Source organism: Bacteroidia bacterium (assembly GCA_040880525.1).
Classification (GTDB): Bacteria; Bacteroidota; Bacteroidia; order CAILMK01; family JBBDIG01; genus JBBDIG01.
Genome location: JBBDIG010000034.1, coordinates 41440 through 66077, shown reverse-complemented (window position 1 = coordinate 66077; position 24638 = coordinate 41440). Strand labels below are relative to the sequence as shown.

The 24638-nt window shown below is 44.8% G+C and carries 13 protein-coding genes; 9 read left to right on the top strand and 4 right to left on the bottom strand.

Annotated features, from left to right (window positions below):
- Positions 1–405 precede the first annotated feature (405 nt).
- The 8 genes from WD077_09880 (at position 406) to WD077_09845 (ending at position 11520) form a co-directional block, all read left to right on the top strand.
- Positions 406–4851 (top strand): HAMP domain-containing protein, encoded by a 4446-nt coding sequence (locus WD077_09880; protein MEX0967537.1) that lies wholly within the window; start codon positions 406–408, stop codon positions 4849–4851.
- The gene (locus tag WD077_09875) at positions 4851–5363 is read left to right on the top strand and encodes a chemotaxis protein CheW (GenBank protein MEX0967536.1); all 513 of its coding nucleotides are present in this window, start codon (positions 4851–4853) and stop codon (positions 5361–5363) included. Before WD077_09880 ends, WD077_09875 begins: the two co-directional genes overlap by 1 nt.
- Before the next feature lie 22 nt (positions 5364–5385).
- Positions 5386–5757 (top strand): response regulator, encoded by a 372-nt coding sequence (locus WD077_09870; GenBank protein ID MEX0967535.1) that lies wholly within the window; start codon positions 5386–5388, stop codon positions 5755–5757.
- Positions 5758–5765: 8 nt separating this feature from the next.
- Positions 5766–7403 (top strand): chemotaxis protein CheW, encoded by a 1638-nt coding sequence (locus WD077_09865; protein ID MEX0967534.1) that lies wholly within the window; start codon positions 5766–5768, stop codon positions 7401–7403.
- Positions 7404–7412: 9 nt separating this feature from the next.
- Entirely contained in the window at positions 7413–8057 is a 645-nt protein-coding gene (locus WD077_09860; protein MEX0967533.1) for a chemotaxis protein CheC, read from the top strand.
- 28 nt (positions 8058–8085) lie between these two features.
- Positions 8086–9261, top strand: coding sequence for an ATP-binding protein (locus WD077_09855; protein ID MEX0967532.1), 1176 nt, complete (start codon positions 8086–8088; stop codon positions 9259–9261).
- A 141-nt stretch (positions 9262–9402) separates the two neighbouring features.
- Positions 9403–10338 (top strand): ABC transporter ATP-binding protein, encoded by a 936-nt coding sequence (locus WD077_09850; protein MEX0967531.1) that lies wholly within the window; start codon positions 9403–9405, stop codon positions 10336–10338.
- Positions 10339–10440: 102 nt separating this feature from the next.
- Complete coding sequence (locus WD077_09845) at positions 10441–11520, top strand: ABC transporter permease (GenBank protein ID MEX0967530.1); 1080 nt, start codon at positions 10441–10443, stop codon at positions 11518–11520.
- A 59-nt stretch (positions 11521–11579) separates the two neighbouring features.
- Here the strand turns inward: WD077_09845 and WD077_09840 are convergent, their stop codons facing one another.
- Positions 11580–12080 (bottom strand): hypothetical protein, encoded by a 501-nt coding sequence (locus WD077_09840; protein ID MEX0967529.1) that lies wholly within the window; start codon positions 12078–12080, stop codon positions 11580–11582.
- 416 nt (positions 12081–12496) lie between these two features.
- Between WD077_09840 and rlmN the strand changes: the two genes are divergently transcribed.
- Positions 12497–13534: a 23S rRNA (adenine(2503)-C(2))-methyltransferase RlmN gene (gene rlmN, locus WD077_09835; protein ID MEX0967528.1), complete on the top strand. Its 1038-nt coding sequence runs from the start codon at positions 12497–12499 to the stop codon at positions 13532–13534.
- 164 nt (positions 13535–13698) lie between these two features.
- Here rlmN and WD077_09830 read toward each other — a convergent pair whose 3' ends face one another.
- The 3 genes from WD077_09830 to WD077_09820 all read right to left on the bottom strand — a co-directional run bounded on the left by WD077_09830 (position 13699) and on the right by WD077_09820 (position 24591).
- Complete coding sequence (locus tag WD077_09830; protein ID MEX0967527.1) at positions 13699–20571, bottom strand: immunoglobulin-like domain-containing protein; 6873 nt, start codon at positions 20569–20571, stop codon at positions 13699–13701.
- Positions 20572–20885: 314 nt separating this feature from the next.
- Positions 20886–21623, bottom strand: a complete 738-nt coding sequence (locus tag WD077_09825; GenBank protein ID MEX0967526.1) for a LytTR family DNA-binding domain-containing protein — start codon at positions 21621–21623, stop codon at positions 20886–20888.
- Positions 21595–24591 carry a histidine kinase gene (locus WD077_09820; protein ID MEX0967525.1) on the bottom strand — a complete coding sequence of 999 codons (2997 nt, stop codon included), beginning with the start codon at positions 24589–24591 and terminating at the stop codon, positions 21595–21597. The genes WD077_09825 and WD077_09820 overlap by 29 nt, the downstream gene beginning before the upstream one ends.
- Positions 24592–24638: the final 47 nt, after the last annotated feature.

Sequence of the window (24638 nt, the reverse complement as noted above, 5' to 3'; positions counted from 1 at the left end):
TTCATCGCACGGGTTTAAAAAGTAGATTAGAATATTTATAAATTTCAGCATATAGATGCCCTGAATAAAGTTTTTTCTTTAATCTTGTAATGCCTTGATTAAGTTTCTTGCCTTGCCCGGAACAGTTTAAATTCAGGAGTTACCCCTGTTTTTCACTCCGGGAATTGCTGTTTAAACCTGGCAGAACTTTTAACAAGATGAACAAATGATTGTTAGCATAAATCTGTCTTTTTTTGAATGTAAAAATTTCCCGTTACAAAGTTTAAATCTTCAATTAAGATGAATAAAAGAAAAACACCTGAAACACCTGAAAGTGAGAAGTTGGCAGCTAAAGATCTACCGGAAGATGGTGTGCAAAAGCGGGTCGGGCATCAGCCGGCACGTACTAAATTTCTGAACACAGACATGCTCGATAATAAAGAGTACACACTGAACCAGTTAAACAAAGTCCTTTTTGCCCTCGATGCTTTTAAGAAAGGCGATATATCCGTTAGGCTCACCAAAGAGAATGATGACATTTTCGCTGAGATAGCTGAAGCATACAACTCGATGGTGGAGATGATCGGGGGTGTGGGTGGCGAAGTATCGCGTATATCTAAGGTAGCGGGTGTGGAAGGTAACCTCACGGCCCGCGCTTCAGTCGAAAATGCTTCCGGATTCTGGAAGGATATGATCAATAATATCAATGGTCTGGTAGATTCTATTGCGGTGCCGGTACTTGAAGTGGGAAAAGTACTTACCAATATCAGCAAAGGTAATCTTGATAAGAACTTTGAAATTCCGGTAACGGGCGATTTCAGGGTGATGGCGGAAACCATCAACCGCACCATAGATAACCTGAAGATATTTGCCGGTGAGGTTACCCGCGTAGCCCGCGAAGTAGGTACAGAAGGAAAACTGGGCGGCCAGGCGTCAGTACCTAATGTTGCCGGGATATGGAAGGAACTGACAGATAATGTGAATATAATGGCAAGCAACCTTACCAGCCAGGTACGGGATATTGCTAATGTTGCCACCTCCGTTGCGAAGGGTGATCTTACGCAGAAGGTAACGGTGGAGGTGCGGGGAGAAATATTACAGCTCAAGGAGAACATCAATCAGATGGTGGACTCGCTCAACATTTTTGCCGGTGAGGTTACCCGCGTGGCCCGTGAGGTAGGAACCGAAGGTAAACTTGGCAGCCAGGCTAATGTGCCGAATGTAGCGGGGGTTTGGAAAGAACTCACGGACAACGTAAATACGATGGGCAGCAACCTTACCAGCCAGGTGCGGGATATTGCCAACGTGGCAACAGCAGTGGCTAAAGGCGATCTTACTCAAAAGATCACTGTAAACGTAAAAGGAGAGATCCTGGAACTAAAGAATATCATCAACCAGATGGTGGACTCGCTGAACATTTTTGCAGATGAGGTAACCCGTGTAGCCCTGGAAGTAGGAACAGAGGGAAAACTCGGAGGGCAGGCAAACGTGCCCAAAGTGGAAGGAACCTGGAAAGAACTGACACATAATGTGAATACGATGGCCAGCAACCTCACGCTGCAGGTGCGGGATATTGCGAACGTAGCAACTGCAGTGGCCAAAGGAGACCTGACCCAAAAAATTACCGTAAACGTAAAAGGTGAAATATTAGAACTCAAAGACATCATCAACCAGATGGTGGACTCGCTGAACATTTTTGCCGGTGAGGTAACCCGTGTTGCACGCGAGGTTGGTACAGAAGGAAAGCTCGGAGGACAGGCCAAAGTGCCCAACGTAGCCGGGACCTGGAAAGAACTCACCGACAACGTAAACACCATGGCCAGCAATCTCACCAGCCAGGTGCGGGATATTGCAAATGTATCCACAGCGGTTGCAAAGGGGGACTTGACTCAAAAGATCAAAGTGGATGCGAAGGGCGAAATCCTGGAACTAAAGGAGAATATCAATGAAATGGTGGATTCACTCAACATCTTCGCGAATGAAGTAACACGGGTGGCCAGGGAGGTAGGAACGGAAGGTAATCTTGGAGGCCAGGCTAAAGTGCCCAACGTAGCCGGAACATGGAAAGAACTCACCGATAATGTAAATACAATGGCCAGTAACCTTACCGTACAGGTACGGGATATTGCAAACGTGGCAACAGCAGTGGCAAGAGGAGACCTCACCCAAAAGATCACGGTAGACGTGAAAGGGGAAATCGCAGATCTCAAAGACAACCTGAACCAAATGGTGAACTCGCTGAACATTTTTGCGAAGGAAGTAACCCGCGTAGCGCGCGAAGTAGGGACGGAAGGCAGGCTTGGGGGACAGGCAAATGTACCTGACGTTGCCGGAGTCTGGAAGGAACTTACTGACAATGTGAATACAATGGCTAGCAATCTAACTGTTCAGGTGCGGGATATTGCCGATGTTGCTACAGCAGTAGCACGCGGTGACCTGACGCAAAAGATAACGGTAGACGTAAAAGGGGAGTTGCTTGAATTGAAAAACATCCTGAACCAGATGGTAGACTCGCTGAACATTTTTGCCGGGGAAGTAACCCGTGTAGCCCGTGAGGTGGGTACCGAAGGAAAACTTGGTGGTCAGGCCAACGTACCTAAAGTAGAAGGAACATGGAAAGAGCTTACTGATAATGTAAATACAATGGCCAGCAACCTGACATTGCAGGTGCGGGACATTGCACATGTTGCCACGGCTGTTGCGCGGGGTGATCTCACTCAGAAGATCACCGTGGACGTAAAAGGAGAGATCCTCGAACTCAAGAACAGCATAAACCAGATGGTGAACTCGCTGAACATTTTTGCCGGGGAAGTAACCCGTGTGGCCCGCGAGGTAGGAACGGAAGGAAACCTTGGCGGACAGGCCAAAGTGCCAAACGTGGAAGGAACCTGGAAAGAACTCACGGACAACGTAAATACCATGGCCGCAAACCTCACCCTTCAGGTGCGTGAAATTGCGAATGTGGTAACAGCCGTAGCTAAAGGCGACCTGACACAGAAAATTACCGTAGATGTAAAAGGTGAGATCCTGGAATTGAAGGAGCATATTAACCAGATGGTTGACTCACTGAATATTTTCGCCAATGAGGTAACACGGGTTGCACGCGAAGTAGGTACGGAAGGTAAGCTTGGCGGCCAGGCAACAGTTCCTAATGTGGAAGGCGTCTGGAAACAGCTCACCTTCAACGTGAATATAATGGCCAATAACCTTACGATGCAGGTGCGGGGAATTATCAAGGTGGTAACAGCAGTATCCAAAGGGGATTTGACGCAAAGCCTGAAGTTGGAGGCCAAAGGCGAGGTAGCCGAACTGGCTGAAACTATCAACTCAATGGTGGTAGACCTTAACCGGCTTGCCAATGAAGTAAGCCGTGTGGCTAAAGTAGCCGGAGAAGAAGGAAAGCTTACCGAGCGCGCTACATTGCAGGGAGTGAGCGGTAGCTGGAAAGAAATTGTGGACACGCTGAATGACCTTCTCGAATCCATTGTAACTCCGGTGCTGGAAGTAAGCCGCGTGGTAAGGGCAATTTCAGAAGGAGACCTGACCCAAAAGGTGGAGGTGAAGACCGCAGGAGATATTCTGGTGATGGCCCAGGCACTGAATGTGGCCGTGAATAACCTCAACTCGCTGTTGGGTGAGATCAATGAAAGCTCCCTGATCGTAGGCGGATCATCTGAAGAAATGGCGCAGAAAGGAATTGAGATGAATACTGCCACCGTTAACGTGGCGCTTGCAATGCAACAAATGGCGGAAGGCGCCCAGAATCAGGCGCTTAAAACGGATCAGGCATTTAAGCTGATTGAAGAGATCATGCAGCTTACGGATGAAACGGCAGACAAAGCTGACATTGTGAACAAGGCTGCAACCCTCGGTGAAGAAACTTCTCAGCTCGGGCTTAAAACCGTTTCAGAGGTGGTAAAAAATATCGAGGAAATATCAAGCTCGGCAACACTCGCAGTGAAAACCATTGAGGTGTTGAGTTCCCGTTCGCAGCAAATTTCCAACTCCCTGGGTGTGATCACCGATATTGCTGCCCAAACCAACCTGCTGGCACTTAATGCGGCCATTGAAGCAGCACGTGCTGGCGAAGCAGGTAAAGGCTTCGCTGTAGTGGCAGAGGAGATCAGGAAACTGGCAGAGAGTTCCCGAAAATCGGCCAGTGAGATTGAAGCCCTTGTTGAGTATGTGAAAAAAGATACCACATCTGCATCCACAGCTATTTCCACGATGGTGGAGAGGGTGGACAAAGGAAAGAACGCCACTTTCCAGGCATCCGATGCATTTAAGAACATTGCTGATTCCAGTGAGGAAACCCTCAGAACTACGCAAGACATTCTTGGCGCCACAGAGGTTCAGAAGGCCAGTATCAGCGATGTAGTGAAATACGTGGAAGAGGTGGTGGCCATTGCCGAACAAACAGCATCCGGCACCAACGAGGTAGCAGGAACCGCTCAACAATTATCAGGTTCTATGGAGGAATTGACCATGAGCAGCCAAAACCTTAATGTGATTGCGGATGAATTGCAGATTTCAATTTCTGCCTTCAAACTGCAGAATGCCAATGAAGCAAGAAGAGCATCACTCCTCCGCCAGCGCAAAAGGGATATGAAAGCTAAACAGGAGCATGGTTCCGGGGGCAGGTTTTATCAATCCACCCTGAAACAATCGGAGAATATGCTGCTTAAAAACAAAATGCAACAGCAGGAATATGACAAAAAGCAATCGTCTCAAAAAACAAATAGTAAAAGTGGCAGCAGCATAAAATCATCTGCGAAAAGCAAAAACGGCAATCAATCCCGGAGCGGAAGAACAACGGGTTCTGAAAATTCGGCTAACCAATCTTCTAATTCTAATCATAAAAAGAAGGAATAATGGCAGAACGTGTTGTCAGTGAACGGGCACCGGCTAAAGGGAAAAAAATTCAGGATGAAGAAATTTTCCTGATCGTTTTTATCCTTGGAGACGAAGAATATGGCATCAAAATTCAGCGGGTAAAGGAAGTAACCGTAACTCCTCCCATATCCAAAATGCCACGGAGCCCGGAATATATCAGGGGCGTGGCAAATATCCGGGGAGACATTGTGGCCATCATGGATATTGAAAAACGGTTTGGGCTTCAATCCTCGCTTGACGAAGAGCAAATTCTCAAATCCTTTACGCTGGTCATTGATTTTGACGAATATCCGCTAGGGATCATTGTTCCTAAAATGCCCCAGTCGCTTGCTATTCCGCTAAGCAAGATTGACCGTACGCCAGGCTTTTTCAGGGATTTTAATATTGACCAGAATTTTATTGAAGGAATTGGAAAAGTAAATGAACAGTTAATAATTATTTTAGATATTAATAAAGTGGTAGGGGCTAAAATGGTTAAGGAAATGTTTTAATTAAAATAATTAAAAACTTCAAATGGCACATAGGATTTTGGTGGTGGATGACTCATTTTATATGAGAACAATATTGAAGAATATCCTTTTAGATGCCGGCTATGATGTGATCGGAGAGGCGGCAAACGCTGAATCGGCTTTGGAATATATAAGAGAATACTCACCTGATGTCGTTACGCTGGATGTAATATTACCTGACAATACAGGGCTGGAAGTGCTGAGAGAAATCAGAAAATCCAATACCAGTTTAAAAGTAGTGATGGTAAGTGCAGTAGGGCAGGAATCAGTGGTGGATGAGGCCCTGGCACTTGGCGCGCTTGCCTACATTATCAAACCTTTTTCAGAAGAGAAGGTGCAAAGCATTATGAAAAACGTACTCGACCAGAATGATTAAATATTCCCATGGATCTTAAAGAGAAGGAATATCTTGAAATTTTCATGGCTGAATCCCTGGAAGAGTTTGATCTTCTCAGCAGGCATTTGGTTGAGCTTGAAAAAAAACCGGCAAATCAAAAGCTGTTGGCTGAAGTATTCCGCTTGTTACATAATCTAAAGGCAAATGCAAAAGCAATGGGTTTCATGGAGCTTTCTACGCTGGCCCACAAGCAGGAAAGTATTTTCAGTGCCATTAGAAATAAGGAGATAGCTTTTAAAGGACAAGTCGTGGATGTCCTGTTCCAGGGCCTGGATGCTCTGGGAAAGATCATCAGGCAGATTGACAAACCTTCAGGAAAATTAGTGCATCAGGATCAGCTATCTCATCTTAGCATCCAACTGGACAAGATCCTGAACAAGGAGGAGTTGCAACACCAGAAGGTGGAAGAAAGCTATTATGTGCGCTCCCAGAATATTGCACTTTCTGAACTTATCCATATTCCCATTAAAAAATTGGATAACCTGATGAATCTCGTGGGCGAGCTAATGATAGACCGGGAGAGAATACTGCAGCTTGCTAAGGAACTTGATGACGAACCGCTGAAAACCGTATCAGCCCATCTGTATCGAATTACCAATGAAATTCAGCAGGATGTAATGGAAGCCCGCCTGGTAAACGTGGGGTTTTTATTTAATAAATTTCCGCGCATTGTGCGGGATATTTCGGGGATCGAGGGCAAGGAAGTGGAATTGGACATCTCCGGCCAGGATATTAAAATAGACAGGAATATTTTGCAGATCATGACCGATTCTCTGCTGCACCTGGTGCGCAATGCTATTGTTCATGGCGTGGAGAATAAAACGGAGCGCAAGAAACGGAAGAAACCTGCGCTTGCTAAAATATGGCTGAATGCAGAGAATGTCAGGGATGCCGTTCTGATCCAGGTAAAGGATGACGGACGCGGAATTGATGCCGGTATCGTACAAAGCCACGCCCTAAAGAAGGGGTTTGTAACGGAACAGCAACTGGACGAGATGAATGAAGCCGAGGTTCTTCAACTCATTCTCGAACCCGGGTTCAGCCTCTCAAAGGATCTTACAGAATATTCTGGCCGGGGCGTAGGGCTGGATGTGGTAAAACATGCAGTGGATTCAATGGGCGGTAAAATGACCATTAGTTCACAACAGGGGAAAGGTACCGTATTCAACCTGTATCTCCCTACCTCGCTGGCCGTTAAGGGTGCTTTGCTTTTTGAAGTGCGGAAGAGCTATTATGCACTGCCTTTAATCCATATAGATTCCGTAGTGATGATGCGGCCTGATGAACTTCACAGGATGGGTTCGGTGCTGTTTGCCGATGTTAAAGGAGAATCATTGCCCCTCATCAATATCAGCGATGTCTTTTTCAAGGAAGGAGTTCAGCCTCAAAAAAGCGAATCGGTTAACAAGATATTTCTGGACATCATTATCCTGAATCACAACAATCGGAAATTCGGGATCATCGTGGAAAATTTTGTTAAGCAACTCGATATTGTGGTTAAACCGCTTACCAAGCCGGTTGAGGAGGTGAGTCTGTTCAATGGCGTTACTTTGTTGGGAAATGGTGAAGTGTGCCTTGTCATTGATGTTCCGACATTGCTCAAAGATTATATTTTAAAAAAGTAGGTTATAGCGATGGCTATTGAAATAAATGATGCAGAAAAGGACATCCTGAGAGAAATCCTGAATATTGGGGTGGCAAGGGCTGCAGATTCGTTTGCAACCATTGTGCATGAGCGGGTCCTCCTGACCGTTCCTCATATAAAAATTCTTCAGCTTTTCCAGGTGCAACATATAAAGCAAGGATTTAAGGATAATGACACTTTGATCCAGTCTAAAATTTCGGGAGACCTGACGGGCAAGACGTTCCTGCTTTTACGCCAGGAGCAGGTGGAGCAAATAGCTGAAAGATGCCTGAAAGACCATAATACCGCATCAGGAGCGAACAACGGATTGCAGGATTCACTGCTCATGGAAATCAGTAATATTCTTACAGGAGCTGTACTGACTCAGATAGCTGACATTATGGGTTTTGAGATAATGGGATCACCGCCTGAAGCGCCCACCAAAAATGTGATGGAAGGCATAAAAACCATTGTGCTTGATTTTCCGGTTAACCAACCTTTGGTACTAACTGTTAATACCAGTTTCCTTAGCGAGCGCTCTGTATTGGAGTTTCCGCTTATTTTGGTATTTAATACCGAATCATTTGAAAAAATGGTAAGGAAAGTCAGGACTGGAAAGGATCATATTTTGATCAGAAAAAATAAATTAATTTAATTGTGCGGACAAAATATTAAATTTGGTTATGAACCAGGATAAACTAAAAAAAGCCGGGGAAATAAAAGAAAAGTTCTCAAATATTAACTACAATAATAGTAAGAATAAAAAAACGCTTGAAAATGCCATTACCCGGAGTCTCATAAAATACTCTGTAGATGGCATATTTACTTTTAATAAGGAAAAAGTTATTACATCCTGGAATCCTACACTTGAAGTGCTTACAGGAATTGATAAAATGGAAGTATTGGGAAAACCTGTTCATGAGATTTTTCCTATGTTAAATAAAAAATATGATGAAAATATTTTTACACAAGTTCTTAATGGAGAACGGCTCGTTATACCTGAAAACAGATACCCTAACCGCAACGGCTATTTTGAGGCGCAGATGATGCCTTTGATGAATGAAGAAAACTCCGTAATGGGCGGCCTGGCATTGATCTATGATATTACGGACCGAAAGATGGCAGAAGAGTATATTAAAAAGAAAAACCTGATGCTGGAGCAGAGCAATGAAGAACTACGCCAGTTTGCTTATATCGTTTCTCACGACCTGAAGGCACCGTTGAGAGCTATTTCCAATATGGCCTCCTGGATACAAAAAGATTATGCAAACGCACTGGATAATGACGGGAGGGAGTTGCTTGAAATGATCATTAATCGTTCCGTGCGGATGGATGATTTTATTAATGCTATCCTCGACTACTCTAAGGTGGGCAGGTTAAAGCACGATGTATGTGAAGTGCGCATAAATGATCTGGTTACAGAAGTATTGGAGAATTTACAACCGCCTGCCAGTATTAAGGTGGAGGTGCAACCGGACTTACCGGTGCTGGCCTTTGAGCGGGTAAAGCTCTATCAGGTATTTCAAAACCTGATAGGAAACGCAATTAAATTTAACGATAAAGCAAACGGAGCCATCAGCGTTTTTTGCAAAGAAGATGGCAAGCACTGGATCATTGGCATTAAGGATAACGGAATAGGCATTGAGAAGAAATATCACAAGAAAATATTTCAGTTATTCCAAACACTCTCTTTCCGTGACGAAACACAGGATACGGGAGTTGGGCTGGCGGTAGTAAAGAAGATCGTTGAATCAAATTTTGGAACTATCTGGCTGGAATCAGAGAAAGGAATTGGGTCTACTTTTTACTTTTCGATACCTAAAAAACAATCAGCGGCTGCCGCGCTAAACCTGATATGACCGGATGCACAGGCATCTCACCCAAATCTATTTTCAGAGTACTAATGCTTCTGCAATAAGCTCCGTAGACCATTGAAAGTTCAGCACATTCCTGAAACCTTTTTCTTCCTTTATTTTTGCGGGCTATAATATTTCAAGCCAATGGATAAGGAACCTGTAATTGAAGTAAAGGAAGTCAGGAAGCATTTTGGGAAAATAAAGGCCGTAAACGGAATTGATCTGAAAATATGGCCGGGCGAATTCCTGGCTTTGCTGGGCCCCAATGGGGCGGGCAAAACTACGTTGGTAGAGATGATCGAGGGCATTCAGCGTCCTGATTCCGGCACGATAAGTATTCGCGGCATGAACTGGAAAAAGCATCAGGCTAAGCTGCGCGCAATGTTGGGCCTTTCACTTCAGGAAACGCATTTCATAGATAAGCTCACGGTGAGAGAAACACTGAAGCTGTTTGCCAGCTTCTACAGCCTGGAAGCAGGGCGCATTGAGGAAATCCTGAAACTGGTGAACCTTGAGGAAAAGCAGAAGAGCTACACAAAGAACCTATCAGGCGGACAGCGGCAGCGCCTGGCATTAGGCATCGCCTTCCTTAACCGCCCGGAGATTCTTTTGCTGGATGAACCTACCACGGGACTGGACCCCGCAGCCCGCAGGGAAATCTGGGACATCCTTTTCGAGCTGAGAGAAAAGTTTAATACCACAATGATCCTGACCACACACTACATGGAGGAAGCGGATTATCTCTGCGACCGCATTGTGATCATTGACCAGGGAAAGATACTGGCGCAGGGAACGCTTGAAGAATTGCTGGCGGCTCACGAAAGCAACGAAATCATCCAGTTCAGGCTGGGAGAGCGAACTGAAAAATTTGAATTGCCACGCAACGGCCACGAACATAAGCTGCACTGGGACGAGAAGGAGCAGGAGTGGCAGCTTTCAGTACACGACATCGTGCAGTATCTTCCTGATTTCCTGGCAACAATAAAGGAGCAGGGATTAACGCTTTCTACCCTGGAATGCCGCAAAATGACTTTGGATGATCTGTTTATTAAAATGACCGGAAGAAGACTGGACGAATAAAGGTTTTTCATTATTTTAATTTTCATGTATTAGAATATTTAACCTTTAATTTTTCGTGTAATTTTAAAATTAAAAAAAGAACATCATTTTTATATCTACCCAATGCAACAACAATTACAACTTATTTCAATACAGTTTAAGGAATTTTTTCGGGAACCGGGAATTCTCTTTTGGACGCTGGCTTTTCCGGTGCTGATGGCCTGGGGCCTCGGCATTGCCTTTACGCAGAAGGAAGATCAGGTACGGCATGTAGCTGTAGTTAATTATAACGGGGAGCATGGTCAACTACAGAAATTCTTCGGCCAGGGCAGCCATGATCAATCCGGATATCAGGTCCGGTTGGGCAATGAAAAGCTCGGCAATACCATCTTTCATTTTCATCCGGTTTCGGAGGAGGAAGCAACCCTGATGGTGAAACGCGGGAAAGCGGCCGTGATAATGGATGCGGCCGGGCAGAATTTGCGCTATCTCCTGGATCCTCAGAACCCGGAAGCGCAACTGATATATATGCAGTTGACTGATGCCATGTCAGGGAAAAATACTGCAATGGACGCTGAAAACATCCGGGCGCTAAGCCAGACGGGCACCCGATATGTGGATTTTCTGGTGCCGGGCCTGCTGGCGATGGGCATCATGATGTCAGCGATGTGGGGAATCAGTTATTCATTGATTGAGAAACGCAGCAAAAAACTTCTGCGCAGAATGGTGGCAACACCAATGTCAAAAATCGGTTTTCTGGTATCCCACCTTGTGGCACGCATCGCATTAAGTGTGGTGGAAGCAGCTTTGTTACTGGCATTTGCCTGGTGGTATTTCCGCATTGAGATCCAGGGAAGTTTGCCGGCATTGGTGCTTATCTTTTTAGCCGGAAACTTTGCTTTTACGGGCATCGCGATTTTCGTCTCTTCCCGCACCTCCAATACGCAGGTTGGCAATGGCTGGATAAATCTTGTCGTTATGCCGATGATGATTTGCTCCGGCATCTTCTTCAGCTACCATAATTTCCCTGAGTGGCTGGTACCGGTTATCAGAATGCTCCCGCTCACCCTCCTTGCTGACGGAGTGCGCAGCATCTTCATTGAAGGAGCAGGCATGCAACAGGTATGGCTGGAAATGGCAGTACTTACCGGCTTGGGAACGGCATGTTTCGCTATAGGGCTAAAGATGTATAAGTGGTATTAGTAAAATACTGAGAGGGATGAATTATCTGATTTCAATATTTTTTGCAATATAAATTCTGGCTATGTCATTTTCAGCACCTCGATCCATAGCTCCATATCATGCGGTGCCGTTTGATTGCCTCCAAAGTAGGGAACATTGCGATAGCCAATACTGAGGGTGTTGTTTTTTGCTACTGTATGTTCCTGGGCTGTGGGTTTTAGTAGCTTAAATATATATTGCGATGATGATGCTTCTAAACTTGCCTCGAAGTCTTGCTCTAAATTCACAAACCCTATTGAACCGAATTCAAGGTTTCCTTTTACCTGGCAATAATATAATAGTTCTACCTGATCACGCTCCACATCAAAACGCCAACCCCACCTTGCTGAATTCCTGTTCCTGATAAATCCCGGAGTTAATCCGGTTAATTTGCATATATCGTCCTGATCAGGTTGGCCAATTTCATATCTGCACGAGCTGCCAAACCGGGCACGGAAATGCAGGAATGTCTTTCCAATATACAAGTTAAGGTTTAATCCTTGCGGAAAATGTTTTCCCTGGGCAATCGTGTACTTTTTCATAGTTTTATTTTTTAGGTCAGCGCTAAAATGGATTTATTTACAAAAATGAATTGATTATTTATTAGGTACACAAGTTCATTAAAAATCAAATACTTCAATTAACTTCCAAAATCCTGAACACCGTTACGCAGTCATTGTTTCATGAGAATTTTAGAAGGCATCAGCGACATTCTGGTTCTACTCCGATTTCTGTGAAATTGTGGAAAAATGAAAGAACAGGTTGAGAAGAGGATTTAATGACAAAAGGCCAGCGTTTTTATTTTGGATATTGATCTTATATCCGTAAATGTTTTATTTAAACTAAATAAAAAAGATGCTTCCCGGCAGAAGCTGTTCTTACCATTCATTTCATCAGAGTTTTACAGTAAGGCCCTTGGTTTCTCATTCTGCATGAAAATTGACGTTTGCAGCGCGCTATGAAGAAAACCAACAATATCCGCCACCTGGAGCGGGAAGATATCCAGACTTACCTAAAGGAACAGCGTGAGCCTGCCTTTCGTGAAAAACAAATAAGCGAGTGGTTGTGGAAAAAATCGGCTACATCGTTTGATGAAATGACAAATCTTTCAGTGCCATTGCGCAAGAAGTTATCGCGCGATTTTGTCACTGATGCCATTTCAGTAAGTACGATGCAGGAGAGCCGGGACGGGACCATGAAATATGCCTTTAAGCTGCATGACGGGCACTTTGTAGAGGGAGTGCTGATTCCTTCCGGAAAGCGGATGACGGCATGCGTCAGCAGCCAGATAGGGTGCAGCCTTGCCTGTAGCTTTTGCGCTACTGCCGCAATTGACTTGAAGCGTAATTTGAACTTCGATGAAATATATGATCAGGTAGCTATCATCAATAAGAATGCGCAGGAGCACTATAGCCGCCCTTTAACCAATATTGTGTTTATGGGAATGGGAGAACCGCTCCTGAATTATAAGCAGGTAACTTTAGGAATAGCGAAAATTACCAGCGAAAATGGTTTGGGAATCTCGCCCTCCCGGATTACGGTGTCAACGGCCGGTATTGCTAAGATGATCCGCAGGCTGGGCGATGAGGAGGTGAAATTTGGCCTGGCCCTTTCTCTGCACGCTGCCAATGATGTGAAGCGCAGTAAGATTATGAGCATCAATGACAGCAACAATCTGGAAGCGCTGGCAGGAGCCATGCAACACTATTTCGAGAAAACCAATAATTGGATCACCTTCGAATATGTTCTTCTGAAAGATTTTAATGATCAAATGAAGGATGCCGATGAACTGGCGCGTTTCTGCCGCAAGGTTCCATGCAAGATTAATCTTATTGAATATAATCCTATTGATAACGGAATTTTCCAGCGCTCTAAAGTGAGCCAGGCTGAAGCATTTCAGCAAAGGTTAGGAGAGCACAAACTCATCTGCAACATCAGGCGCAGCCGTGGACAGGATATTGATGCCGCTTGCGGTCAGTTGGCAAACAAAAACTAACCTATATTTTCTGCATTTTTCAGGAACCACCTTTTTTTCGATTAACCAAATACAATTTTTGGAATACATCAGGAAGTTGGAAATTATGAGGTTTGAAATAAAGTCGAAAATAAAAAAGCCCCGGATTTTGTCCGGGGCTTTTTAACCTAACAAAATAATGCAACCTAATTTTTTACAATACTCAATTTAATAGTGGTTGTCCTATGATCTTCCATCAGCCTAACCAGGTACATGCCTTCAGCTTCTGAAGTAAGGTCAAGGTTTAGCTGCGTCTGTCCTTTCACCACATCAGCCTGGTAAACGATTCGTCCGGCAAGGTCGGTTATCGAAAGATTTGCTCTGTTGATAACTCCATTACCGAGCTCCAGGGTAACCACTCCATTGGCAGGATTCGGGAATGCTTTGATGGACAAGCGCGAACGGGATTCGGATACCCCGGTCGTATTCGCGCGTACTGTTACAATTCTGCATTCCTTCCTGGCTTTATTGCCTGAAGGATCCGTTACTTCATAACAAACGCTGTAAGTGCCATCCAGCAGAGGATTCACACTTTCATCAGTCTGTAGCAAACCTTGTAAAATGGATTCCTCGTAATAGTTGTCAGAAATTGTTACGCCTTCATCCGCATAATCGTCCCACCGGTCAATGGTAACAGCGCCATCGCCTATCAGGTCAATGACCGGAGCTTCGCGATCCACTACTTTGACCAGGCGCGTAACGGGTATTGCCGAATTATTCTGGCAGTCCATTGCTGAGTACGTCAGGATATATTCTCCGAGCACATTAATGTCGGGGAGTTGATCCACGTGCCAGTTCATTACTCCATTGCAATAGTTATCTGTAACCCTTGCACCCATTTCGAAGTATGCACTGAATACATCAACCGTAATGGTATCAGGACCGATCAACACAAGTTCCGGTGCCATAGTATCCTGCACATTTACCCATCGTGTAATCTGGGCGCTGTTTCCGGAACTGTCAGTACCTGTGTAGGTCATGGTATACATTCCCACCTGGTTTTTATCAACCGTGCTGCTGTCCACTACCACACTTACGGTCTTGTAATAGTTGTCCGTTGTTGTAACACCAGGATCGTTGATGAACCCGAATACCTGAATTGTGATAGTATCCAATCCTACCAGATCAAGTTCGGGTGCTTCATCATCTATCACATCCACGATTCTCATTGCGGAATCTATATTTCCCCAGGAATCTTCCACTGTGTACCAGATTTCGTAACTGCCCACTACATTGTCATCTACATTGTTGCTGATCACAACGATTTGGCCTGTAATATCCTGGCCGAGACGGTCAGTTGCGGTAGCTCCCGGATCCGTGTAAGGATCAAAAACCAGGGATGTATCGGGATTATCACCGGTCAAAACCAGAATTGGTATTCCTGAACCTACCATAATATTGATAGTAGTGCTGTCCCGGTAAGCGCAATTTTCGGCTACCAGTTTTACGCTGAAACTTCCGGAATCGGTAAAAGCATAATTGAATGCTGTGCTGTCCGATACCATGATGCCATCTATATACCAGGAATAGTCTACCGGCTTATCCTGCGGATCAGGGATATTGTTGCTGAACCGGAGTGGATTATTCTCAAAGAAATTGCTGTGGCTGGTGCTGATCACCGGCTTGGCAAAGTTCCAGTCTCCATCTTCATCTGCGCCCAGGGAAAGGTTTTGCGGGCAGCGGCTCTCACCATCAATGTCAATATCCACACCCACATATTCGCCCGGCAGGTATGAACTCACATGCAGGTTAGTGAGCGATACAAACTGTGGATCCTGGCTGTAGCTGTTCTGGTTGAGGTTTGGCAATCCGCTTCTCAGGGCTGAGAGGTCGGGATAATCCGTTCCGATATTCACGAAATTTCCAAAAGAATAGTAGTTGTTATAATCCATGGAATCAAAAGGATTTAGGTCCGCATAGAGCGCGTAGCTGTTCGGATTGTCATTCCTGATGATATTATTTCGTAAATCAATGGCCCCGGTGGTACTGAAATAAGCTGCGCCTAATACGTTGCTGCTGCTGCCAACTGACCGGAAAGAGTTGTGATAAATGCTGATCTCACTGGAATTGGCACAGTAAAAAGCATAACCCACGGTATTGCTTACCATGTTGTTGTATATCATTGATGTGAAATTTGGATCGGCTCCCAGGTCATTTCCAAGTTGAAGGTATAATCCGGCTTCCCCAACTGCATCAATGGTGTTGGCATTAATTTCAAAATTGGAGATCTGATCAAGATTTACCGAGTATGAAAAGGAACTGTTTCTCAGCGGGCTGATGTCATTATTACTGAGCCTTAAATAATCCTGGGCAGAGCAATAAATGCTGCTCACCTGCTGCTCAGTAAATACGGAGTTGCTTATAACCTGGTGTTCACTGTTGCCGTTCAGGTAAATGCCATAATATCCTCCGGTAACTTCCAAGCTGTCGAATACATTGCCATCTCCCGGTTGGCCTGGTGCAGAATATAGATCGGTGGTGCTGGTCATTATTGCGATTCCTACCAGGTCCAGAGAATTGGAAGTAGTGCTGGTTTGGATGATCACATTGCGGAAAGTATTGCTGTCTGCGCCACCCGTAAGCTGTACTCCGATTCCATAATTAGCATTCATCGCAGAAATGGTCATATCACTAAAGGTGAAATGATCTGTACCATTGAGCAGGAGTGTGGCCCAGTCTGAAATGCCGTTGGCGCTATAGCTCAGGTTGGTGGAGGTTCTTCCGGCTCCATTAAAAGTAATGTTATTAGTAGCAGAAACACCTCTTATCCCGTTGCCTATGGCAAGTCGTTCATTGTAAGTGCCTGGGCTGACGTCAAACGTTACGGCTCCACATACGCCCCATGTATTTAATGCAAATACAGCCTCGCTGAAGTCAGCATAGTCAGGAGCCGTACCTCCTACGGTGTAAGTGCCGTCAAGCCCTGTTCGTACTGTGATTCTGAGTGTATCATTATTGCGAAGCGGATCCGTTATGCCATTTGGCATTGATGTCCAGACTTTAATGTCCTTGCTTTCTCCGGTTGCAAAAGATACGCTGCCGAGGTTTATGTCTCTGAATCCTCTCAGCGCTATAGCCGTTGTAATGCTGGTATCGGGCTGAGCCACTCCATTAACTTCCCAGTGTACGTCCACACTGTTAATGACATTGATGCCATAATTCCCAATCTGAACAATCACATCCTGGCTGCCTGCACAAAAGGCGGGAGCGGGAGAGATAAGCCGCGTGGTACCGGCATTGTCAGGAATATTTACCTCATCAGCGCCTACCACCGGTGCGGATGTGTTCCTGAAATCTCCGTCAATATCCTCGTCTATGCCTACATAGGTGCCCGATATGTTAATACTTGTATGAAGATCAGTATTTGAATTAAACTGCGGATCCCGGCTGCTGCTGTTCTGGTTGTATTGAGTCACTGCCGCCTGCAATACCGGAAGATTTGCATAATAGGTAACCCCAATATTTACAAAACTCGAAAGCGTGTAGTAGTTGTTATAATCCATTTCGGAAAACGTGGACAATGCATCGGCATGAAGTGCATAGTGGTTTGGAACTGTGCTGCGGTTGTCAATATGGTTGTTGCGCAGGTCCATTGTTTGGCTACCCTGGAACCGCATTGTGCTGTGGTCTGCCTCAGCGCTGAAGGAGTTGTGCCAGATATGCAGTTTCTCAGAATTAGCGCTGTACAATCCATAATCGGAGGTGCTGCTCACCATGTTGTTATAAATGCGGGATTCAAAGTTATTGTCCGCCAGGCTGCTGTTCACATACGTAAGGTATATACCGATATCGTTGCCCTCAATCACGTTATTGGCCACCTCTACGTTAGCCGAATAACTTACATACACGCCATAACTGCTGGTATTTCTCAGGCCCTTCACGGAATCTACACGTACGACTGGAAAGGTTTGGCTCCTCAGGTATACCCCAAACTGATACTGATCTGAAAAGACGCTGTTGCTTATTGTATTTTCCATTGCATAACTGCTGCTGGTGTTAGGGCCATTCAGTCTTATGCCATGAAAACCGCCCGTTACGTTAAGGCTGTCGAAGAGGTTATGGCTTCCTGTGTTGCCGTCACTGATTCCTGTTGCGCTGCCGCTTGCTATGATTCCATTTACGCTGTTGCTTGCAGAGGTGGCGTCCACCTCCACATCCAAATTAATGAAGTGATTGCTGTCGGCAGCATTCGTCAACCAGATGCCTGCACCGAAAGTGCTGCCGGTGTTCTCTATCGTCATATCGCGAAATGTAACATGGTCAGCTCCGTTTAGCATCACAGTCGCCATGTCACCTGTTCCTGTACCCGCATGGGTGAGGATAGTGGCCCCTTTGCCAGCACCCAAAAAGCTAATGGTGTTTGTGGAGGAATTTCCCTCAGGCTGATTCAACACTACAGGGCCACTAAAGGTAGCTGCTGCTAAATTGAACACCACCGGCCCGCACATTCCGTAATCGCTTAAATCTGCCGCTGCAGCAGCAGGATCAGGATAATCCGGGCTTGTGCCGCCAACTGTGTAGGTACCGCTGAGGCCGGGGCGAATTTCTTCTCTTATTGTGTCGTTGGTGTTAAAGGTGTCAGCCTTATTATTTGGCTGCGAAGTCCATGCTTTAATGATTTTGGTAGTATTTGCAGGAAAACTTATGTTGCCTAAAGTTACCTCCCGAAGGGTACCTGGATTGATTGCTGTGGTTACGTTCACCGTAGATTGTGCTGTGCCATCTACAGACCATTCCACATCTACCGACTGTATGGTATCAATCCCGGCATTTACAATTTCTACTTTTATGTCATGGTTTCCGCTACAGGTTAAACCTGCCGGACTGGTCATCTTTGTTGTCCCTGCATTGTTTTCGCCCACCAAATCTTTAAACACGGCAATGTAACCATCGAAGGTGCTTCCGCCATAAGTAGTTTGAAATGCGCCCGAAGTGGCTATTCCAGAGGAAGAGCCTGTCCTCCCGGTAACGATAACATTTCCTAATCCATCAATGGTAAGTCCTCTTGAGTCTTCATTTCCCGAACCTCCAAAATAGCTTGACCATTGCAGGTCCCCCGTAGAATTAAACTTTGCAAAAAAGGCATCAGTACTACCTCCAAATGTCTCCTGATAGGCATCAGTGGTGGCAATCCCACTGGATGAGGCGGTCTGGCCGGAAACATAGCTTGTCCCTGCCATATCAGTTACCAGAAAAAAGACGCGGTCTGCGCCAGAACCGCCAAGATACCTGAGCCATACCAGCGATCCGGAAGGGGTAAACTTGGCCATGTACCCATCCATATCTCCCTGATGTGAAGGTCCAACCGTTGAAAAACCAGATGAGGAGAACCCCCCTCCTATATATATATCTTCTGAAGCATCAAGGCCGATTCCGCGGGCATCGTCAGCCCCTGAACCACCTAAGTAGGTGGACCACTGTAGCACACCGCTGGAATTGAATTTAGCCAGAAAGGCATCATTTCCTCCCCCATGAACAGACTGATAAGACCCTGAGGAAGAAATATTGTTGCTGGAGCCAGTTTGTCCAGCTACATATACATCACCATTGGAGTTGACAACAATTGCCAGTGCTGCATCATTTTGATTTCCTCCCAAGTAAGTAATCCACTGCGCAGTACCTGTGCTGTCAAACTTGGCGATGATTGCATCATCACCTCCGCCTGCCGCTGTTTGATGCGCTCCTGTGCTGGCCAAGCCCGCAGAAGCCATGTATGCGGAGAAGTATACGTTGCCATCTGAATCCGTAGCTAGTCGTTGTCCGAAGTCCCGGTTGTTGGATCCTCCCAGATAGGTACCCCATTGGCGAATTCCATTTCCATTAAACCGTGCCACAAAACCTTCGTTCCCGGGGCTAGGTGATGCCTGGTGTGCGCCTGGTGTTGCGATGTTCGTAGTTGAGGCACTGCTTGTGGTTCCGGCTATTATTACATTTCCCCACGCATCCGTAGTAATTCCATTGGCTGTCTCATTGCCGTTCGCTCCATAATATGTACACCAGAGCCGTGTTCCATCCTTGCTAAATTTCACGAGGTAAGCATCATAAGTACCTCCACCAAAAGTTTGATGAGCGCCTGATGTGGCAAGGGTGTTACTATTTGCCTGACCAGCATGGAAAATATTGGCAGCCGCATCTGTGGCCGCACCCCCGAACCCATTGTCTACACCTGTGCCTCCATAATATGTAGCCCATTCAATGTCGGGCATCGGATCAATAATCAGGGTATGTTGGATTTGATATTGAGGAACATTAAAACCAAACGCTCCACTACCGAGGGCCTTGTATGTCAAATTGATGGTGGTGTTGCTTTCTTTTTCATAGGACAGGGGAATGTTCTCGTACAATTTGCCATGAATAGTACCGATCATTATTTTATCTTCAGATATACTTGCTCCATTGCTTCCGTTATATCTCCATTTAATTTGAGAAATGTCAGCTCCTGGATTCACAATAAAGTTATACTCTACCGGCTTATTCGTACCCGGCCTGGCTAAAAACTCCAGATCAATCCCTGGATAAATATTCTTGTAAGTTACCTTGCCATAATGCCTTACATAGGTAACTCCTTCTTCTGGCGTTCCGGTAGTATAATAGTGCAGATAATCAGTACCTGCCTCTTCACCAATAATTTGTGGAGAAGGATTGGCGCCAATAAATTCCACATCAATTCGATGGAAGCTGTAAATGACTTCTGGCTGCTCCTCGCCCGGATACATTAGGTCATGCGCTGAAGGTGCTTTCTCCTGCACCTCCACAGTATAAGCATCATAGCTGAAACTGTTGCCTTTGAGTTGCACGTTCAGCCCCGGCATATTGAGAAGGTATTTTACATCGGGATTTAAATCGTGGTTTTGATCCACAATTTGTCCTTTATTCTCAATGAATCCTGTTGAAGGTGTCCTGGGATTTTCACCATATACATTATTTGTAAATGCCATTAATGTGAAAAATGAGATCATGGAAACCCAAGCCTGGATGCTTCCTGATCGAAATCGGTTAAGGTTGGATGTTCTTTTCATTCGATTTATTTTTAAATAGGTTATGTTAAGAAATAGCTGAGCATTTCAACATCGCTGACTGCCTTTCTTACCTTCCGAAGTAATGTATTAGTTATAAGGATCAAAGCCGTTAATTAGTAAGCGTTGCATAAAATTGAGGCAACGTAACACCAGGTAAAGTTTTCTTAAAAAAGAAGGAGGTTTCTTTAGGACCTGCTTGTCTGGTCGTTTCCTGAGGGACCGGGAAATCTGCCATTCTGTGCGGAGATTTGCCAGGAATCACAATAGCTTTTCCCAGCTTTCTTATTCAAGCATAGAGGAGAAATGATGAAGGTTCAATTTTGGGCCACTGGCGAACCCTGCTCATTGATTAACTGCACAAATTCGCTCTTCTTCCGGAATGAAATAGCCACTTCCGTTCCGTCCAGAAGCGTGACATAGCCGCCCTTTCCGCGGCTGAAACCATCCACAAAAGCCAGGTTGATCAGATGCCGTTTATGTACACGGAAAAAACCATGAGGCACAAGTTTTTCCTCATAGATTTTAATATTCTGGCTGACAAGATATTTTTTATTCATCACCGTGTATAGCCGGGTGTAGTTTCCTTCTCCCTCGCAGCGGATAATTTCTTTTGCATCCACCAGGTCATAGCCATACTGTGCGGGAATGGATAATTTGAATCCCTCTTTTTCCTCCGCCAAAGTCGATTCCTTGTCAAGTACCTTCAGGCATCGCTGAATGGTACTCTCTAATTTGCTGTGGTCTATAGGCTTCAGCAAATAATTCAGTGCATTTTCTTCAAAAGCACGTAAGGCATATTGGTCAAAGGCCGTGGTGAAGATCACCTCAAATTTCCTTGATCTGAATTTGCTAAGGAGTTCAAATGCATTTCCACCTGGCATTGAAATATCCAGAAACACAAGGTCAGGCTGGTGTTTCATGATGAGCGCGTAGGCCTCCTGCGTATTATATCCTACGTCCAGAACGGTGACACTGCTGAACTCTTCAAGGTAACCCTGAAGGAGCCTAACGCTCTTGGGTTCGTCATCTATTATAATCACTCTGAGTTGCATCGTATGAATCGTTTTTATCAGAAAGCACAAAAGACATAGAGACCCTGGTTCCGCTACCTCCGGCCTTTTCGCTTTCAAGATCATCAATAATTATCCCGGCAGTACCAAATCCCATGCTCTCATATAATTTAAGTCTTCGCTTGATATTGTCTAAGCCCAATGAAGGCTTAATGGCAATATGGCCGTTAATTTTGCTCTCCCGTGCCTGGTTTATACCCACTCCGTTGTCTAAGACTTCAATTGCGAACCCCCGGTTGCTTTTAGTAAAGCTGATCTGTAGAAATTTCGTTCCCTTCCGGGGAAGTAATCCATGCCATATCGCGTTCTCAACCAAAGGCTGAAGGAGCATTGGCGGAATAAATTCTTTCTCCAGATCCAATTCCTTATCTACAATTATTTCATAACTAAAAGTTTCATCTTCAATACGTATTACCTCCAGTTCAATATATTGCTCCAGGTTTTTTAGTTCCGTAGCCAACGGAATAAGATGATTTTTTGAGAGCATTAAAATACTCCGCAATAATCCTGATAATCCCGAAACAAAACGATTCAACATTTTATGATCTTTAGAAAAAGATAAATATTGAATATTATTTAATGCATTAAATAAAAAGTGCGGGTTCATTTGAAGGTTCAGAGCCTCCAGTTGGGCATTCCCAAACTCCCACTTCCTGCGTCTTTTGTTCTCCACTCTTCGCAGGTAGTTTATTACCGCTGCGGCAAGTAATGAAAGTAAAATAATGACGACTATAATTTTAAAAATTAATGTTTCATAGAAATGGGGTTCAATTAATATAGAATACACTACAGGCTTTCCAATGGTTTTTCCTGCTGGTGAGATGGCCTTGACTTCCAGTAAATATTCACCCGGCAGAAGATCACGGTACAGAATTGTTTGCCCACCGGTCTGGCTCAGGTACTGCTCATTGCCACTCAGGGTATACATCATTTGTGTATTTCTCCGCTTCTTAAATCCGAATACTCTGAACTCGAACCAGATATCCCGTTCATTGGGCATGAGATGAATAACGCTGTCAACTGCCGCATTTCGTCCTTTTATACTAGCTTTTATCATATCAATGTTCAGGCTCGGAGGAGTTGTACTTATATTACCCGGATTAAAATAATTAATTCCTTCATCAGTAAGGGCGAACAGAAAGTTGCCGGCTTTCGCCAAATCATTTATTTTATCCGAAGCAAGCCCATCCTCTGCATACCAATTATCAATTTGCCAATGGTTGCTGCGGGTGTCTGATCGCTGAACCCTGTTCAGTCCGTGATTGGTACCTACCCAAAAGGTGCTGTCATTTTCTACAAGTAAGCGGGTACAGAACGGGCTGGATAAACCCTGCTCCAGGCTGAGCTGATAAATGTTTTCTTCTTTAATTATAAAGATACCACCGGCCCTGGTTGAAATTATTATTTCTCCGGAAGTGGTACCATGAATATCGTTGACACTAAATTTTAAAACGCCCGGAAAGCATGCCCGAAGTCCTGATTTTTCATTATATATATGAACGCCCCGGTCAGTACCGATATAGATGTTATCGTCATCCTGATAAATTGCGCGGCAAAATAGATCCGTGTGTTTTGAGGACATGCGGTCAGGATTGTCTCCGTCTGAATTTAGAACCGCAAACCCTCGTTTAAATGCTAATAGCATTTGGTGCTCTGTAGCCTCGGCATCCAGTATTGACCCAAAGGGTTCTGGATGTAACGGAACTTCTTCCCAGCTATTTAAATCAACATAGTGCCACTCGCTTAATAATTTATTAGCATTAAATAATATTCTCTTTGGGTGGGTGTTGCGCTGGCGGTCATACAGTTTGTAGATTTCAGGATGGTGGCCAGAGGTATTGAAGAAACGTATATAGCGATCAGAGCCTGCGGTAGCGAACAGGCTGTCAGAGCCTGCGATGGCAGAAATATAGGTGTTTCCGAGCTGATTTCCGGGTATAAGAAAGATTTCCAGGGAGGGCATATATACAATTCCGTTGTTGGTGGTAAACCAATACCCTCTTTCACTATCCTGGCAAATGCCGGTCACTTGCCGGTTGTCGAATAGTATTTCAATTTCTCCAGAGGCAACTGAATAAATATATGCTGCACTTCTGGTGCCTATCAGAATATTGCCGAGCTTGTCTTCATACACACTGATGATCTCATCGTTCAGTGTGTAGCTTTCCATTCTACGGGTATCCTTGTGGTAGTGCAGCATGACGTTTCTCATGCTCAGCCAGAAGTGATGAGGATGATCCACAAAAAGTCCCGACCTGGAAACATGGGTTTCCAGGTGTTCTTTGGGCGGGATCACTCCGAATCCGTTTTTTTGCTCCAAAATGGCACCGGGTTGCGGAGCAGACAAATTGTGTATCCTGCTTCTTACCGTTAAAGAAGCGCTTGAATTAATCCAATATATAAACTGCTGGACCTCAATCTCCGGATCGTCTTTTACCGGTATCTGCTGCAGGTTTTTTCCTTCTGCATCAATCCTGAAAATCGTATCCGTTACATTTCCGGAAGTAAACCAAATGGAATTTGAGCTATCTACATAAAACTGATAGATGTAGGATTCTTCTATTATTTTATTAATTGTAGCATTCCCTGTGAATGCCCTAAGTGTATCATTTTCTAAATAAAAAAACCCGTCACGATAGGTCCTTATCCAAATTTTGCCGGTAATATCTTTTTTAATCTCAAAAACCATTGATCCGCTGAAACGGTGGTCTTCAAAAGGAACCGGGTTAAAATATTCCCCGTCATAATGAACCAGCCCGAATTCAGTGCCGATGTATAGCTTTCCCGTTTCTCCCTGATAAATGGAATATGTCTCGTTGGAAGGTAGGCCGTCATTCACGGTTAAATAACGAAAGGAATAGGATTGGCCGGCAACCGTTCCCGGAAGGCCCGAAGTCAATACCCACATCAGCAGGCCCACGAAAAGATTTAGTTTTTTTGCTTCCCTCATTATAAAACAATTTGGAATTGGCAGTTGCCGGGGGAAACTTAATGATA

What these genes read in the sequence shown, in the direction of transcription:
- WD077_09860 (MEX0967533.1), top strand. Translation starts at nt 7,413, where the DNA reads ATGGCTATTGAAATAAATGATGCAGAAAAGGACATCCTGAGAGAAATC.
- WD077_09875 (MEX0967536.1), top strand. Translation starts at nt 4,851, where the DNA reads ATGGCAGAACGTGTTGTCAGTGAACGGGCACCGGCTAAAGGGAAAAAA.
- WD077_09880 (MEX0967537.1), top strand. Translation starts at nt 406, where the DNA reads ATGCTCGATAATAAAGAGTACACACTGAACCAGTTAAACAAAGTCCTT.
- WD077_09870 (MEX0967535.1), top strand. Translation starts at nt 5,386, where the DNA reads ATGGCACATAGGATTTTGGTGGTGGATGACTCATTTTATATGAGAACA.
- WD077_09840 (MEX0967529.1), bottom strand. Translation starts at nt 12,080, where the DNA reads ATGAAAAAGTACACGATTGCCCAGGGAAAACATTTTCCGCAAGGATTA.
- rlmN (MEX0967528.1), top strand. Translation starts at nt 12,497, where the DNA reads ATGAAGAAAACCAACAATATCCGCCACCTGGAGCGGGAAGATATCCAG.
- WD077_09845 (MEX0967530.1), top strand. Translation starts at nt 10,441, where the DNA reads ATGCAACAACAATTACAACTTATTTCAATACAGTTTAAGGAATTTTTT.
- WD077_09830 (MEX0967527.1), bottom strand. Translation starts at nt 20,571, where the DNA reads ATGAAAAGAACATCCAACCTTAACCGATTTCGATCAGGAAGCATCCAG.
- WD077_09850 (MEX0967531.1), top strand. Translation starts at nt 9,403, where the DNA reads ATGGATAAGGAACCTGTAATTGAAGTAAAGGAAGTCAGGAAGCATTTT.
- WD077_09855 (MEX0967532.1), top strand. Translation starts at nt 8,086, where the DNA reads ATGAACCAGGATAAACTAAAAAAAGCCGGGGAAATAAAAGAAAAGTTC.
- WD077_09865 (MEX0967534.1), top strand. Translation starts at nt 5,766, where the DNA reads ATGGATCTTAAAGAGAAGGAATATCTTGAAATTTTCATGGCTGAATCC.
- WD077_09820 (MEX0967525.1), bottom strand. Translation starts at nt 24,591, where the DNA reads ATGAGGGAAGCAAAAAAACTAAATCTTTTCGTGGGCCTGCTGATGTGG.
- WD077_09825 (MEX0967526.1), bottom strand. Translation starts at nt 21,623, where the DNA reads ATGCAACTCAGAGTGATTATAATAGATGACGAACCCAAGAGCGTTAGG.